13 protein-coding genes are annotated in these 13,827 nt (G+C 72.0%); 11 read left to right on the top strand and 2 right to left on the bottom strand.

The features are described 5' to 3' along the window. Window positions 1–23: 23 nt before the first annotated feature. From rpoD to P2H44_RS20395, 9 genes are all read left to right on the top strand, one after another. Window positions 24–2,039, top strand: coding sequence for an RNA polymerase sigma factor RpoD (rpoD, locus tag P2H44_RS20435; protein ID WP_275766569.1), 2,016 nt, complete (start codon window positions 24–26; stop codon window positions 2,037–2,039). A 223-nt stretch (window positions 2,040–2,262) separates the two neighbouring features. After that, window positions 2,263–2,865: a VPLPA-CTERM sorting domain-containing protein gene (locus P2H44_RS20430; RefSeq protein WP_275766566.1), complete on the top strand. Its 603-nt coding sequence runs from the start codon at window positions 2,263–2,265 to the stop codon at window positions 2,863–2,865. A 257-nt stretch (window positions 2,866–3,122) separates the two neighbouring features. After that, window positions 3,123–4,241, top strand: a complete 1,119-nt coding sequence (locus P2H44_RS20425; protein ID WP_275766563.1) for a calcium-binding protein — start codon at window positions 3,123–3,125, stop codon at window positions 4,239–4,241. Window positions 4,242–4,295: 54 nt separating this feature from the next. Beyond that, entirely contained in the window at window positions 4,296–5,540 is a 1,245-nt protein-coding gene (locus P2H44_RS20420) for a winged helix-turn-helix domain-containing protein (RefSeq protein ID WP_275766560.1), read from the top strand. 99 nt (window positions 5,541–5,639) lie between these two features. Then, a complete protein-coding gene (locus P2H44_RS20415; RefSeq protein WP_275766557.1) occupies window positions 5,640–5,963 on the top strand; it encodes a TraR/DksA family transcriptional regulator in 324 nt (107 codons plus the stop codon). 86 nt (window positions 5,964–6,049) lie between these two features. After that, window positions 6,050–7,189 (top strand): PA0069 family radical SAM protein, encoded by a 1,140-nt coding sequence (locus P2H44_RS20410; RefSeq protein WP_275766555.1) that lies wholly within the window; start codon window positions 6,050–6,052, stop codon window positions 7,187–7,189. A 165-nt stretch (window positions 7,190–7,354) separates the two neighbouring features. Beyond that, on the top strand, window positions 7,355–8,014 hold the full coding sequence (locus P2H44_RS20405) for a ribonuclease HII (protein ID WP_275766553.1): 660 nt from the start codon (window positions 7,355–7,357) through the stop codon (window positions 8,012–8,014). A gap of 79 nt (window positions 8,015–8,093) precedes the next feature. Then, entirely contained in the window at window positions 8,094–9,278 is a 1,185-nt protein-coding gene (locus tag P2H44_RS20400) for a site-specific DNA-methyltransferase (protein ID WP_275766550.1), read from the top strand. A 408-nt stretch (window positions 9,279–9,686) separates the two neighbouring features. Next, window positions 9,687–10,088, top strand: a complete 402-nt coding sequence (locus P2H44_RS20395; protein ID WP_275766548.1) for a DUF805 domain-containing protein — start codon at window positions 9,687–9,689, stop codon at window positions 10,086–10,088. A 7-nt stretch (window positions 10,089–10,095) separates the two neighbouring features. Here P2H44_RS20395 and P2H44_RS20390 read toward each other — a convergent pair whose 3' ends face one another. Beyond that, complete coding sequence (locus P2H44_RS20390; protein WP_275766546.1) at window positions 10,096–10,566, bottom strand: GFA family protein; 471 nt, start codon at window positions 10,564–10,566, stop codon at window positions 10,096–10,098. Between the two features lie 100 nt (window positions 10,567–10,666). Beyond that, on the bottom strand, window positions 10,667–11,749 hold the full coding sequence (mutY, locus tag P2H44_RS20385; RefSeq protein ID WP_275766899.1) for an A/G-specific adenine glycosylase: 1,083 nt from the start codon (window positions 11,747–11,749) through the stop codon (window positions 10,667–10,669). Window positions 11,750–12,097: 348 nt separating this feature from the next. On the opposite strand from mutY, the gene P2H44_RS20380 reads away from it, so the two are divergent. Together P2H44_RS20380 and P2H44_RS20375 are read left to right on the top strand one after the other, a co-directional pair. After that, window positions 12,098–12,862, top strand: a complete 765-nt coding sequence (locus P2H44_RS20380; protein ID WP_275766545.1) for a DUF721 domain-containing protein — start codon at window positions 12,098–12,100, stop codon at window positions 12,860–12,862. 166 nt (window positions 12,863–13,028) lie between these two features. Then, entirely contained in the window at window positions 13,029–13,643 is a 615-nt protein-coding gene (locus P2H44_RS20375) for a DsbA family protein (RefSeq protein ID WP_275766543.1), read from the top strand. The last annotated feature ends 184 nt before the right edge of the window (window positions 13,644–13,827 follow it).

The following is a 13,827-nucleotide window of genomic DNA, read 5'->3' as shown; positions in this document are numbered from 1 at the left end:
GGGCGTCGCCCTGGAGGATTTGAATGGCTGCGAAGGACATCGACGACTCCAAGGAAGAGGAGCAGGCCGAAGCCTCGGGCCCGATGCTCGACATGAGCCAGGCCGCGGTGAAGAAGATGATCGCCGCCGCGAAGGCGAAAGGCTTCATCACCTACGAGGAGTTGAACCGGGTGCTTCCGCCCGAGCAGGTGAGCTCGGAGCAGATCGAGGACGTGATGTCCCTCCTGTCGGAGATGGGCGTCAACGTCGTCGAGGAGGAGGAGACCGAGGCCGAGGAGGCCAAGGAGGAATCCAAGGAGGTCGTCCCCGCCCAGACCCAGTCCGAGAGCCTCGACCGCACCGACGACCCGGTGCGCATGTACCTGCGAGAGATGGGCTCGGTCGAGCTGCTTTCGCGCGAGGGCGAGATCGCCATCGCCAAGCGCATCGAGGCCGGCCGCGGCACGATGATCTCGGGTCTGTGCGAAAGCCCGCTGACCTTCCAGGCCATCACCATCTGGCGCGATGAGCTGGTCGAGGAGCGCATCATGCTCCGCGACGTCATCGACCTGGAGACGACCTTCGGCGCCTCGATGGACGAGGAGGCCGAGGAAGTCGTCGCCGAGGCCGAGGGCGAGGAGGCCGCCGCCGAGGTCCACGTCGGCCCCGAGGCCGCCGCCGCCCGCGCCGCGACCGAGCCCGGCAAGTCCGAGGACGACGAGACCGCCGAGGGCGAGGAGCCGCGCCGCGCCGAGGCCGACGACGCCGACGAGGAGGAGGAGCAGGCCAACCTGTCGCTCGCCGCGATGGAGGCCGCGCTCAAGCCCGATGTTCTGGCCAAGCTCGACCGCATCGCCGAGGACTACGTGCGCCTGCGCGAGATGCAGACCTCGCGCATCGGCGCCGCGCTGTCCGAGACCAAGTCCTTCTCCGCGCACGAGGAGCTGGACTACCAGCGCCTGCGCGCCGAAATCGTGATCCTCGTCAACGAGCTGCACTTCCACAACAACCGCATCGAGGCGCTGGTCGACCAGCTCTACGGCATCAACCGCCGCCTGATGACGCTGGAAGGCCAGCTGGTGAAGATGGCCGACCAGGCCCGCGTCGACCGGCGCGAGTTCATCGAGGAATACCGCGACTCGGAGCTCGACCCGATGTGGCTCGAGCGGGTGGCGAAGCTGAAGGGCAAGGGCTGGGCGATCTTCGCCGAGAAATACGGCGCCCGCGTCGAGGAGGTCCGCGCCGAGATCGGCCAGATCGGCCACCATGTCGGCGTCGACATCCCCGAGTTCCGCCGCATCGTCCAGACCGTCCAGAAGGGCGAGAAGGAAGCGCGGCAGGCCAAGAAGGAGATGGTCGAGGCCAACCTGCGCCTCGTGATCTCCATCGCCAAGAAGTACACGAACCGCGGCCTGCAGTTCCTGGACCTGATCCAGGAGGGCAACATCGGCCTGATGAAGGCCGTGGACAAGTTCGAGTACCGGCGCGGCTACAAGTTCTCGACCTACGCGACGTGGTGGATCCGGCAGGCGATCACCCGCTCGATCGCCGACCAGGCGCGGACCATCCGCATCCCGGTCCACATGATCGAGACGATCAACAAGCTGGTCCGCACCGGGCGCCAGATGCTGCACGAGATCGGCCGCGAGCCGACCCCGGAGGAACTGGCCGCCAAGCTCCAGATGCCGCTGGAGAAGGTGCGCAAGGTGATGAAGATCGCCAAGGAGCCGATCTCCCTCGAAACGCCGATCGGCGACGAGGAGGACAGCCAGCTGGGCGATTTCATCGAGGACAAGAACGCGGTCCTGCCGCTGGACTCGGCGATCCAGGCGAACCTCAAGGACACCACCACCCGGGTCCTGGCGAGCCTGACCCCGCGCGAGGAGCGCGTGCTGCGCATGCGCTTCGGCATCGGCATGAACACCGACCACACGCTGGAAGAGGTCGGCCAGCAGTTCTCGGTCACCCGCGAGCGCATTCGCCAGATCGAGGCGAAGGCGCTGCGCAAGCTCAAGCACCCGAGCCGCTCGCGCCGTCTGCGCAGCTTCCTCGACAGCTGATCCTCGCCGCACGGGCGACGACAGGGGCCGGCGGATCCTTCCGCCGGCCCTTTCATTTGTCCGTCAGGTGGGATGGTCCGGCCGGCTTGCAGTCGATTGTCGCTACGGAAGTTCGAATCTGTTAATCTCGGTTCCGTGTATTGAAACCGCCCGGCGCGCCGGGCGCGTCATGGGCCGCCGCGGAGGGGAGCCGCGTCGGCGTGGTGTATTGGGGACCCTTGAAATGAAGCTCGCATCGCTCGCGCTCGCCGCGTCCGTCGCGGTCGTCGCTCAGCCCGCGCTGGCGCTGGACGTCGGCTACACGCTGGTCATCAGCGGCAACACCAACGTGCCGGACTTCCAGCTGACCAACGACTCGGACGCGGCCCAGATCACCCGGTTTCGCTTCACGATCGGCGACGTCTCCTACAACTTCGACTACGTCGCCAACTTCAGCTACACGCCGCCCGGCGGCTTCAGCGCCTCGATCATCACGGGCGACATCAACAACAGCGGCGTCCGCACCGACGAGTTCGAACTGGGCTACGTGGGCTTCGACCCGACCGAGACCTTCCGGATGCAGACCGACGTCGATCCCGACAGCGGGAACCTGACGGTGAACTTCAACTCGATCTTCTGGAACAACGGCGAGGCCGACAGCTCCTTCATGGAGGTCACCTTCTCGACCGGGGAGGTGCTGAGCCAGTTCGCGGGCGACCAGACCGTGGCATCCTCCTACACGTTCCAGCAGTCCTCGACCTCGGCCGTCCCGGTCCCCGCGGCGCTGCCGCTGCTGGGCGGGGGGCTCGCCGTCGCGGGCCTGCTGCTGCGCCGCGCCAGGGGTTGAGCGCAGGGGGCGTCGCCCCCGCCATGAACCCCGCCTGACCGCCGCGTCCGGTTCGCTTGACGCCGCGTACCCTCGGCGCGAGCATCGGTTTCTGAGGAAACGCCCGCGCCGGCGCGACGATGCGCACGACAACCGGAACGCCCCGAAGGGCGCCCCGCCGCGCGCCGAGACGTGGATATCGGGGAAAGGCCCGCGCCGACGTCGTCTCGGCCGCGGACCAAGTCGTCCGCGCGCGGACGACGGGGCGGAGACGAACCATGGCCTTCATTCTGGCGACCGACACGACCACGCAGATCGAACTCGCCGACAACGACCGGCTCTATGTCCCCCGCGACGTCACCGTCGCCGTCGGGACCCAGGCCGCCGTCGTCGGCGCCGCGATCGACGCCAACGGGCACGAGGTGATGGTGGACGGCGCCATCGTCTCGGGCGCCGGCAACGCGATCATCCTGGGCGACGACGCCTCGGGCATCGGCCAGAACCGCCTGGTAGTGGGCGAGACGGGCGTGCTGCGCTCGCTCAACGTTCCCGGGAACTCCGCGGTCTACATGATCGGCACGGACTCGGCCTTCCAGAACGCGGGCGAGGTGACCGGCACCTGGGGCGCCTTCCTGCAGGAATGGGACGACGGCACGGTGCTCAACACCGGCCTCCTGCAGGGCATCCAGCAGGAGGCGCTCTACATCACCACCGCGCTGGGGGTGAACGTCATCAACACCGGCCTGATCGCGGCGGACGTGAACGCCCTGCAGGGCATCAACGCCTCCTTCGAGCGGCTGTTCAACTCCGGCGAGATCATCGGCGGCGACGGCGGCTACGGCGTTCTCGTCAGCTCCCCCGACGCCGGCTCGGTGCTGGTCAACCGCGGCCTGATCGTGGGGGACGAGGCGGCCGTCCAGCTCTCGGACCAGGACGACCTGCTGCGCAACCGCGGCGACATCGACGGCGACGTGCGGTTGGGCGATGGCGCCGACGTCTACAACGGCGGCCGGCGCAGCGAGGTCGACGGCCGGATCCAGGGCGAGGGCGGCGACGACGAGCTCAAGGGCGGCGCCGCCGACGACCTGATCTTCGGCGGCGACGGCGCGGACGAGATCCACGGCCGCCGCGGCGACGACGACCTGAAGGGCGACGCGGGCGAGGACGTGTTCGTGGTGGCCCTGCGCAACGGCGACGACGTGATCCGCGACATGACCCACGGCGAGGACCACGTCGACCTCTCGGCCTTCGACCTGAACTGGAAGCCCCTGAAGAAGCAGCTGATGGCGGACACCGACCAGGGCGTGCGGATCGACCTCGAGGATCATCGCGGCGGCACGCTGCTGCTCGAGGGGCTGGAGATCTCCGACCTGTCGAAGGGCGACTTCATCCTGTGAGGGCGGCGCAGGTTCCGGGTTGACCGGGGCGGGTTCGGGCGGCTGGATGCGGCCATGTCCGAGCCCGCCCGACTCCGCCTGTCCAACGCCGACGCCCGCCGGCTGTTCCTCCACCGCCACGCCCTCTCCGACCCCGGTCCCGAGACGCCGGGCAAGGCCGGGCTTGTGGAGCTGATCCGCCGGCTGGGCTTCGTGCAGGTGGACTCGATCGCCACCGTCGAGCGGGCGCACCACATGATCCTGTCGGCGCGCCGCCGCTCCTACCGCCCGAAGCACCTCGCCCCCCTGCTGGAGCGCGACCGCACGCTGTTCGAGCACTGGACCCACGACGCGAGCCTGATCCCGACCGAGTTCTTCCCCCACTGGCGCCCCCGCTTCGCCCGCGACCGGGAGCGGCTGGCGCGCGCCTACCGCAACTGGCAGGGCGACTTCGCCCACCGCTTCGACGACGTGCTGGAGCACATCCGCGCCAACGGCGCCGCCCAGGCCCGCGAGATGGCCGGCGACGACGAGAGCCGCACCGGCGAGATGTGGTCCTGGACCCCCTCCAAGACCGCGGTGGAGTTCCTGTGGCGCTCGGGGGAGCTGGCGGTGTGCTCGCGCTCCGGCTTCCAGAAGCGCTTCGACCTGGCCGAGCGGGTGATCCCGCCCGAGCATTTCGACCGCCACCCCTCGCGCGAGGAGACCATCGACTGGGCCTGCCGCGGCGCGCTCGACCGGCTGGGCTTCGCCACCTCGGGCGAGATCGCGGCCTTCTGGGAGACGGTGACCAAGGCCGAGGCCCGCGACTGGTGCGCCGCCCGCCTCGCCGAAGGCGCGATCGAGGAGGTGGAGATCGAGACCGCGTCCGGCGCCCAGCGCCGCGCCTACGCCTGGCCGGGCCTGGACGAGGCCGCCGCCGCCGCGCCCCCCGCACCCGGCCGCCTGCGGGTCCTGTCGCCCTTCGATCCCGCGCTGCGCGACCGCAACCGGGCGGAGCGGCTGTTCGGCTTCTTCTACCGCATCGAGATCTACGTCCCCGCCCCCCGCCGCCGCTGGGGCTACTACGTCTTTCCGCTGCTGGAGGGGGACCGCCTGGTCGGGCGCATCGACATGAAGCGGCGCGACGGCCGGCTCGAGGTCTCGGCGCTGTGGCCCGAGGCCGGCGTCGCCTTCGGCAAGGGCCGGCTCGCGCGGCTGGAGGCCGAACTCGCCCGCGTCGCGCGCTTCTGCGGCTGCGAGGAGGTGACCTTCCTCGACGGCTGGCTGCGCGCCCCGGGCCACCCGCCCGAGCCGGCCCTGGAAACGGTTGACGGTTGATCCCGATCAAGGTTTCGCGACCCGCCGCGCCCTACAAGGATCGCGAGGCGGCCCCCATCTGAAGGAGGGGCCAGGCCCCGTCTGGAAGGGAGACCCGCGATGATCCATGTCCCGCATTTCAAGAGCGTGCTCGAGACGCGCCTCGCGGAGCTGGAGGCGCGGCTCCACAAGATCGAGACCGATCTCGACGCGACCCCCAACGCCGACTTCGAGGACCGCGCGACTGAGCGCGGCAACGACGAGGTGCTCGAGGGGCTGGGCGCCAACGGCCTCGCCGAGATCCGCCTGATCCGCGCGGCCCTCGACCGCGTCGACCTCGGCACCTACGGCGAGTGCATCGAATGCGGCGAGGAGATCGACGAGAAACGGCTGGAGCTGGTGCCCCACGCGCCCCTCTGCACCGCCTGCGCGTCGAAGGCCTGACGTCGCGGGGCCGCCTGCGGCCGCGTTAATGTTCTTGTAATGTTCCGGTTCTCGCGCCATTCTGTCCCGCAGGAGGCGCGAGTCCCATGCCCGATCTTTTCGACACGTTCGAGACGTCCGACCCCGGCGCCTACGGCTTCGCCGAGCGCGCCGCCGTGGACGCCGCCCGCCGTCGCGGCCGCGGCGTCGGTTCCAACCGCTCCGGCCGCTACGAGCGCGAGACCCGCGTCGCCGCCGACGACGGCTGGGCGCGGGAGGAGGAGGACGAGGCGCCCCTGCGCACCGAGGTCCTGATCGACCACTCCCGCAGCGTGATCGCGCGCAACACCTCGCCCGACCTGCCCTTCGACCGCTCGGTGAACCCCTACCGGGGCTGCGAGCATGGCTGCACCTACTGCTTCGCGCGGCCCACCCACGCCTATCTCGGCCTGTCCCCCGGCCTCGACTTCGAGACCCGGATCCTGGTGAAGCCCGACGCAGCCGAGCGCCTGGCGCAGGAGCTGCGGGCGCCGGGCTACGAGTGCCGGCCCATCGCCATGGGCACCAACACCGACCCCTACCAGCCGCTGGAGCGCGACAAGCGCGTGACCCGGCGGATCCTCGAGGTGCTGCGCGCGCACCGTCACCCGGTCTCGATCGTGACCAAGGGGGCGGGGGTGACGCGGGACCTCGACATCCTGGGCGAGATGGGGCGGCAGGGGCTGGCGCGGGTTTACCTGTCGGTGACCACGCTCGACCATCGCCTCGGCCGGGCGCTGGAGCCGCGGGCGGCGAGCCCCCAGGCCCGCCTGCGCGCCATCGCGGCGCTGGCGCGGGCGGGCGTGCCGACGGGGGTGATGGTGGCCCCCGTGATCCCCGCCCTGACCGACCACGAGCTGGAGCGGATCCTTGAGGCCTGCGCCCGCGCCGGCGCCGTCTCGGCCGGCTACATCGTGCTGCGCCTGCCGCGGGAGGTGCGGGACCTGTTCGTCGAATGGCTGCAGGAGCATCGCCCCGACGCGGCCGAGCGGGTGATGGGCCGGGTGCGCGAGATCCACGGCGGGCGCGACTACGACGCGGCCTTCGGGCGGCGGCTGTCGGGGCAGGGGGTCTGGGCCGACCTGCTGCGCCGCCGCTTCCAGGGCGCCGCGCGCCGCCACGGCCTCGACCGCCGGCTGCCGCCGTTGCGCACCGACCTGTTCCGCAAGCCCCAGCGCAAGGGCGACCAGCTGGCGCTCGACCTCTGATCGCGCGAGGGGCCGCCGCGCGCCCCGCTCCGAGCCCGGCTCCCCACCCGCCCGCCCTCGCCGACCTCGCAGCGGGGCGCGCGGCGGCCCGGCTTCGCCGGGCCTGGGGGTGACCCGGAGCGCGCGCCGGGGCATTCTCCGCGCCCCTGAGCGCGCGGAGAGCCCATGTCCAAGATCCCCTCCCCCAAGATCGTCGCCGACGACGCCTTCGAGTCCGCCGCGCGGGAGCGGCTGGGCCCCTCGGCCCTCGTCTGCGGCGTGGACGAGGCCGGGCGCGGGCCCTGGGCGGGGCCGGTCTACGCCGGCGCCGCGATCCTCGACCCCGCGGCGATCCCGGCGGGGCTGGCGGATTCCAAGGCGCTGACGGCGAAGCGTCGCGAGGCGCTCTACGAGGCGCTGCTGGCCTCCGCCCGCTGCGGCGTCGGGATCGCCTCGGTCGCGGAGATCGACGGCCTCGGGCTGGGACCGGCGGCGGACCTCGCCATGGTCCGCGCCATCGCGGCGCTGGGCGTGGCGCCCGACTGGGTGATCGTCGACGGCCGCCGCCTGCCGCGGGGCCTCGCCCAGCCCGGCGAATGGCTGGTGAAGGGCGACGCGCGCAGCCTCAGCGTCGCCGCCGCCTCGATCCTGGCCAAGGTCGCGCGGGACGCGGAGATGGACCGGCTGGCGCGCGATCACCCCGGATACGGGTGGGAGCGGAACCGCGGATATGGGACGGCCGAGCACCTCGGCGCCCTCAAACGCTTGGGGGTCACCCCACATCATCGGCGTTCCTTCAAACCCATACACAACATCTTGCTTGAAGAGTCGCGCGCAACGCCCTGATTCAAAAGGATATTGACCCCGATTCGCGTTTCCCTCATATGTGATTCGCACCAAGGGTACGAACAGAGGGGGTCGCGACATGCCGGCCGAAACCAGCCAGACCGTCGCAGCGCGCAGCGTCAAGACCGCCCGTCCGGCCGCCGCCGCGCGGCCCCGCAAGGCGCCTCGCGCCCGCGTCGTGGGAGCTCAGGCGCTGCCCCTGAACCAGATCCTCTCGGGCGACTGCGTCGAGCGCATGAACGCCATGCCCGAGGCCTCGGTGGACATGATCTTCGCCGATCCGCCCTACAACCTGCAGCTGCGCGGCGACCTGCACCGGCCCGACAACTCGAAGGTCGACGCGGTGGACGACGCCTGGGACCGGTTCGACGGCTTCGCGGCCTACGACCGCTTCTCCCGCGCCTGGCTGAAGGCCGCGCGCCGGGTGCTGAAGCCGGGCGGGACGATGTGGGTGATCGGCAGCTATCACAACATCTTCCGGGTCGGCGCTGCGCTCCAGGACGAAGGCTTCTGGGTGCTGAACGACATCATCTGGCGCAAGTCGAACCCGATGCCGAACTTCCGCGGTCGCCGCTTCACCAATGCGCATGAGACGCTGATCTGGTGCGCCCGCGACGAGGGCGGCAAGTACACCTTCAACTACGACGCGCTGAAGAGCCTGAACGACGGCGTGCAGATGCGCTCGGACTGGGTGCTGCCGATCTGCTCGGGCGGCGAGCGGCTGAAGGACGACGCCGGCCGCAAGGTCCACCCGACCCAGAAGCCCGAGGCGCTGCTCCACCGCATCATCCTGGGCGCCACCCAGCCCGGCGACGTGATCCTGGATCCGTTCTTCGGCTCGGGCACCACCGGCGCCGCCGCGCGCCGCCTCGGCCGCGCCTGGATCGGGATCGAGCGGGAGGAGGCCTATCGCAAGGCCGCCCAGCAGCGCATCGCCGAGGTGAAGCCCTACGACATGGAGGCGCTGCAGGTCGCGCGCTCCCGCCGCGCGGCGCCGCGGATCCCCTTCGGCCAGGTGGTCGAGCGGGGGATGCTGAAGCCGGGCCAGATCCTCAGCTCCGCCGACGGGCGCCGCAAGGCCAAGCTGCGCGCGGACGCCACGCTGTCGGCGGACGGGACCACCGGCTCGATCCACCAGGTCGGCGCCGCGGTGCAGGGCGCGCCCAGCTGCAACGGCTGGACCTTCTGGCACTTCGAGAAGGACGGCGTGCTGGTGCCGATCGACCTGCTGCGCCAGCAGATCCTGGCCGAAGCCGAGGCCTGAGGCCCCCTTCGCCGCCCGCCCGGGCGGACCGCATCGCGCCTTTTCCATCGGACGGGCCGCCCCTGGGCGGCCCGTTCGCCGTTCCGCCGCCGGGTTGCGGCGCGACCTGCCGCCGCACGCCGGGCCCCGGCGCCGCATCGGTGAAAAACCCATGCATAGAAACGATTTCCGAAGCCCGGCGGGCGCCTCGTCTCAACGCCGCGGCGCGCCGCCGTCGCGGCTGCGGCGACAACCTGGCGGCGAGGCTTGCGATGGTCCTCGCCTTGCATCCTTCATTTTAAATCAAGATGTTAAGTTTCCATTGCCGCGCCGCAACGAAATGTGGCAGGATCTTGTCGAGCTCGAAAGCCGGCCCTGTTCCAGCGTCTGGGCCGGCCATCCTGCGTCCCCCCAGATCGGTGGTGCGACATGAAGTTCTCCGATGCCGTCTCCAACGTGTTTCTCAATTTCGCCGAGTTCCGGGGCCGCGCCGGCCTGCAGGAATTCTGGTGGTGGTGCCTCTTCCTCCTGCTCGTCGCCGCAGGCGCCTTCGTCGTCGACAACACCGTCAGCGCCACGCTGCTCGGTTTCCCGATGTTCTCGCTCGAATCCGGGCACCCGCTGACCCTGATCTCGGGCCTGCTGCTGACGCCGCCGACCCTGGCCGTCGCCGGCCGCCGCCTGCACGACGTGGGCAAGAGCGCCTGGTGGCTGCTGACGGGCTTCGTGCCCGTGCTCGGCAACCTCTACCTGCTGTGGCTGATGCTGCGCCCCACCTCGACGCGGTCGAACCGCTACGGCTCCTCCGTCCACGGGTTGCAGCGGACCTGAGCGCGCCTCAGCCGTCCCGCGCCGCGCGCCAGCGGGCGCGGGCCTCCGCGCTCCAGACCTCGGCCGGGTCGTAGTATTCGGCGAACGTCGTCGCGTCCGGCGGCGGCGTCAGCCAGGGCAGGGCGGTCGAGGTGAAGATGTGCACGTCCGGCGGCAGCCGCTCGGGCGCGTCCAGCGTCCCGACCCGCACGAAGCGGATCTTCGGGCCGGCCCCGGAATAGACGCTCCACACCGCCACGCGGCAGACGGGGCAGCGGTCGATCCGCTGTCCCTTGCCGCTGGCCGAGGGGGTGACGACCGTCTCCACCTCGCCCGCCAGCACCTCCACCGCCGAGGCCTCCAGCACCGCGTTCAGCACGAAGGCCGAGCCGGTCTCCCGCCGGCACCAGCTGCAATGGCAGCAATGGACGATCATCGGCGCCGCAGTCAGGCGGAAGCGGACCTGGCCGCAGGTGCAGCGGCCGGAATGGGCGGACATGGGAAGGCTCCTGGCAGCACGGGGATGCGGCGTAAGCCTCCGCCCCCGCGCCGAGTCGCGCAAGTTCGAAGTTCGCGCTTCGTTCCGGAGGCCGAGGGCTCTAGCCCTCGTCCGCCTCCAGCGCAGACAGGCCCAGCAGCAGCGCCTTCTTCATCACCGTCGGCAGGCGATCGGCATGCGCGCGGGCCCGAGGGACGAAGGACCCGCGCGCAGGCCGCGACTCCTCCGCCGCCGTGGCGACCATGATGTCGAGCACCAGTTGGAAATGGGTGAAGACGTGGCGCGCCTGCGCCCCGATCCGCCGCCACTCCGCGGCCAGCGGCGCGGCCTGCGCCAGCGCCTCGGCCGTGGGCGCCTCCTCCCCCGCGCCGCGTTGGTCCCAGTCGGTGCCGGGCAGGCCGGGCATCCCCCCCAGCAGGCCCTTCTCGGGCCGCGTCTCCAGCAGCAGCCGGCCCGAGGGGGTCACCGCCACGAAGACCGCCCCGCGCCGCGTGGGCTTCGCGGCCTTGGGCGCCTTGCGGGGCAGGGTCTCGGCGATGCCGGCGGCGCGGGCGGCGCAGGGCTCGCGCAGCGGGCAGATGCCGCAGGCGGGGGAGCGGGGCGTGCAGATCGTGGCGCCGAGGTCCATCATCGCCTGGGCATGGTCGCCGGGCCGCGCCGAGGGCGTCAGCCGCGCCGTCAGCGCCCGCAACTCGGGCTTCGAGGCGGGCAGCGGCGTCTCGACGGCGAAGAGACGCGAGACCACCCGCTCCACGTTCCCGTCCATCACCGCCGCCGGCCGGTCGAAGGCGATGGCGGCCAGCGCGGCGGCGGTGTAGGGGCCCAGTCCCGGCAGGTCGAGGAGCGCGGCCTCCGTGTCGGGGAAGCGGCCGCCGTGGTCGGTCGCCACCGCGCGGGCGCAGCGCAGCAGGTTGCGGGCGCGGGCGTAGTAGCCCAGGCCCGCCCAGGCGGCCATCACCTCCTCGTCCGGCGCCGCGGCCAGGTCCCCGACCGTCGGCCAGACTTCGGTGAAGCGCAGGAAGTAGGGGGCGGCGTGGGGGACGGTGGTCTGCTGGAGCATGATCTCCGACAGCCACACCCGGTAGGGATCGGGCGCCACGCCCGCCGCGCGGTCGGCGGGCGAGACGCGCCAGGGCAGGGCGCGGGCGTGCCGGTCGTACCAGGCGAGCAGCTCGGCCGATATCGCCGCGTCCTGCGGCGTCTGCGGCCCGACCTCGGGCGTCGCGGCGGCCTTCTTCGGCCGTCCGCGCCGGGGTTTCTCGGGGGGCGCTTCTGGGACGGGCGCGGTCGAACTCCCGACCGCGGCCTTGGAAGGCGCGGCCTCGGTCGCGCGGGCGTCCTGCGCGGGCGCCTCGGCCGCGGCCTCGCGACGGCCGGGGCGGGCGGGCCGCTTCGGCCCGGCGGGACGCGCCGGGGCGGCGGGCCGACGGGCGCGGGTCATCGCCGCGCCCCCTGCGGCAGGGCGCGGGGCGCCCTAGCCAGGGCGCGGCGAAACGGGCAGGCTGGAGCGGATCGGGCACGGAGCGCGGACATGGGCGAGACCTTCGGCAAGGACGGCGGCGGAGGCAAGCGGACAGGCGCCCGCGGCCAGCGCGTGCGGCGTCCCGGCGCGCGTTCGGGCCCCATGGGCGGCGTGCGCCCCGCGGCCCCGCGCGAGGCCGCGGCAAGCCCCGATGCCCCCGCGTCCGCCCCCGCGAAAGCCGGCGCCGGCAAGCCTCGGGCGACCTCCGCGGCGGCCTCGAAACCCGCCGGCAAACCCGCCTCCGCGAAATCCCCCAGGGGCCAGGCCGAGGCCAAGCGCCGCGGCGTGGGCTTCCTGCAGGTCGGCTCGCTGACCGCGGCGCCGGTGCGCGAGGCCTCGGCCCGCCGCGGATTCGCCGAGACGCGGATCCTGTTCGACTGGGTGGCCATCGCGGGCGAGACGCTCTCGGCCCACTGCCGCCCGCTGAAGATCGGCTATTCCTCCGCCGCCTTCGGCGCGACCCTGGTGCTGGAGGTCGAGGGCGCCCGCGCCGCCGAGGTCGAGATGCAGGGCCCCCGCATCATCGAGCGGGTGAACGCCCACTACGGCTACCGCGCCATCTCCCGCGTGCGCATCGTGCAGGCGGGCCGCCTCTCGGCCGCCGCACGCGACGCGGCGCCCGGCTTCGCGGAAGGCCCCTCGGGATTCGAGCGCCGCGCGGCGGCCGACGACGCCCCCGCCCCGGCCGACGTCGCCGAGGTCGAGGACGAGGGGCTGCGCGCAGCCCTCGCCCGGCTCGGCCGCCGGGTCCGCGCCGCGCAGGAGGAGGGCTGAGCGCCTCCGCCCTCGCTCCCCGCTTGCGAGCCCGCTTGCGAGAACGTGACCCCCCGCCGCCCCGCGGGGATTTGAGCCCGCGCCCCCGTCGCGCTAAGACCAGCGCAGTCCCCCCGCGCCTGCCACGGGGCGGGGGCGGTTTGCAGGTCGACAGGAAAGGCCGCCGATGAAACGCATTCTACTCGCCATCGCCGCCACGGCGGCGCTCGCCGTCAGTTCCCTCGCGCCCGCCCAGGCGGCCGACGAGGTCGAGATGACCGAGAGCGGCGTGCTGCTGGGGGTGCAGGTCGAAGGGGATCCGAACGCGCCCGTGCACGTGATCGAATACGCCTCACTGACTTGCCCGCATTGCGCGGCCTGGCAGTCCGACGTGTTCCCGCAGCTCAAGAAGGACTACATCGACACGGGCAAGATCTCCTACGAGCTGCGCGAGGCCTATTTCGACCGCTTCGGCCTGATGGCCGCGATCGTGGCGCGCTGCGGTGGCCCCGACCGCTACTTCGGCTTCGTCGACCTGTTCCTGACCCGCCAGTCCCGCTGGGCGCGCGCCGACGACATCCCCGCCGAGCTCGCCAAGATGGGCCGCCAGGGCGGCCTGACCGAGGAGCAGGTGAACGCCTGCCTCGCCGACTCCACGGCCGAGCGGGCGCTGGTCGAGATGTATCGCGACTACCGCGAGGATCCGCGCTTCACCGGCACGCCCACGCTGATCGTGGACGACAAGAAGGTCGAGAACCCCTCGTACGAGAACATGAAGGCGGCCATCGACGCCGCCCTCTGATCGCCTCCGCGCGACAGGGTCCCACGGCGGACGCCCTCCCCGGGCGTCCGCCGTTCGCGTTCAAGGCCCGGGTTCCGGCCGCGATCGTCCCCCATATGTAGCGCCCCGACCTCGCCACATTCCCATATGCGGTAGTCTTCCCCTTGACCTTGAGGGCGCAGCGCCGCACGCTTCCAAGGATCGG

Source organism: Albimonas marina, from assembly GCF_029223255.1.
In the GTDB taxonomy this organism is placed as follows: domain Bacteria; phylum Pseudomonadota; class Alphaproteobacteria; order Rhodobacterales; family Rhodobacteraceae; genus Albimonas.
Note: the sequence above shows the minus strand (reverse complement) of the source record. Positions and strands in the feature narration are given on the sequence as shown.

Coding starts and splice junctions, on each gene's coding strand:
- P2H44_RS20405 (WP_275766553.1), top strand. CDS start 7,355: ATGTCCAAGATCCCCTCCCCCAAGATCGTCGCCGACGACGCCTTCGAG.
- P2H44_RS20430 (WP_275766566.1), top strand. CDS start 2,263: ATGAAGCTCGCATCGCTCGCGCTCGCCGCGTCCGTCGCGGTCGTCGCT.
- P2H44_RS20375 (WP_275766543.1), top strand. CDS start 13,029: ATGAAACGCATTCTACTCGCCATCGCCGCCACGGCGGCGCTCGCCGTC.
- P2H44_RS20380 (WP_275766545.1), top strand. CDS start 12,098: ATGGGCGAGACCTTCGGCAAGGACGGCGGCGGAGGCAAGCGGACAGGC.
- P2H44_RS20390 (WP_275766546.1), bottom strand. CDS start 10,566: ATGTCCGCCCATTCCGGCCGCTGCACCTGCGGCCAGGTCCGCTTCCGC.
- rpoD (WP_275766569.1), top strand. CDS start 24: ATGGCTGCGAAGGACATCGACGACTCCAAGGAAGAGGAGCAGGCCGAA.
- P2H44_RS20395 (WP_275766548.1), top strand. CDS start 9,687: ATGAAGTTCTCCGATGCCGTCTCCAACGTGTTTCTCAATTTCGCCGAG.
- P2H44_RS20420 (WP_275766560.1), top strand. CDS start 4,296: ATGTCCGAGCCCGCCCGACTCCGCCTGTCCAACGCCGACGCCCGCCGG.
- P2H44_RS20400 (WP_275766550.1), top strand. CDS start 8,094: ATGCCGGCCGAAACCAGCCAGACCGTCGCAGCGCGCAGCGTCAAGACC.
- P2H44_RS20410 (WP_275766555.1), top strand. CDS start 6,050: ATGCCCGATCTTTTCGACACGTTCGAGACGTCCGACCCCGGCGCCTAC.
- P2H44_RS20415 (WP_275766557.1), top strand. CDS start 5,640: ATGATCCATGTCCCGCATTTCAAGAGCGTGCTCGAGACGCGCCTCGCG.
- P2H44_RS20425 (WP_275766563.1), top strand. CDS start 3,123: ATGGCCTTCATTCTGGCGACCGACACGACCACGCAGATCGAACTCGCC.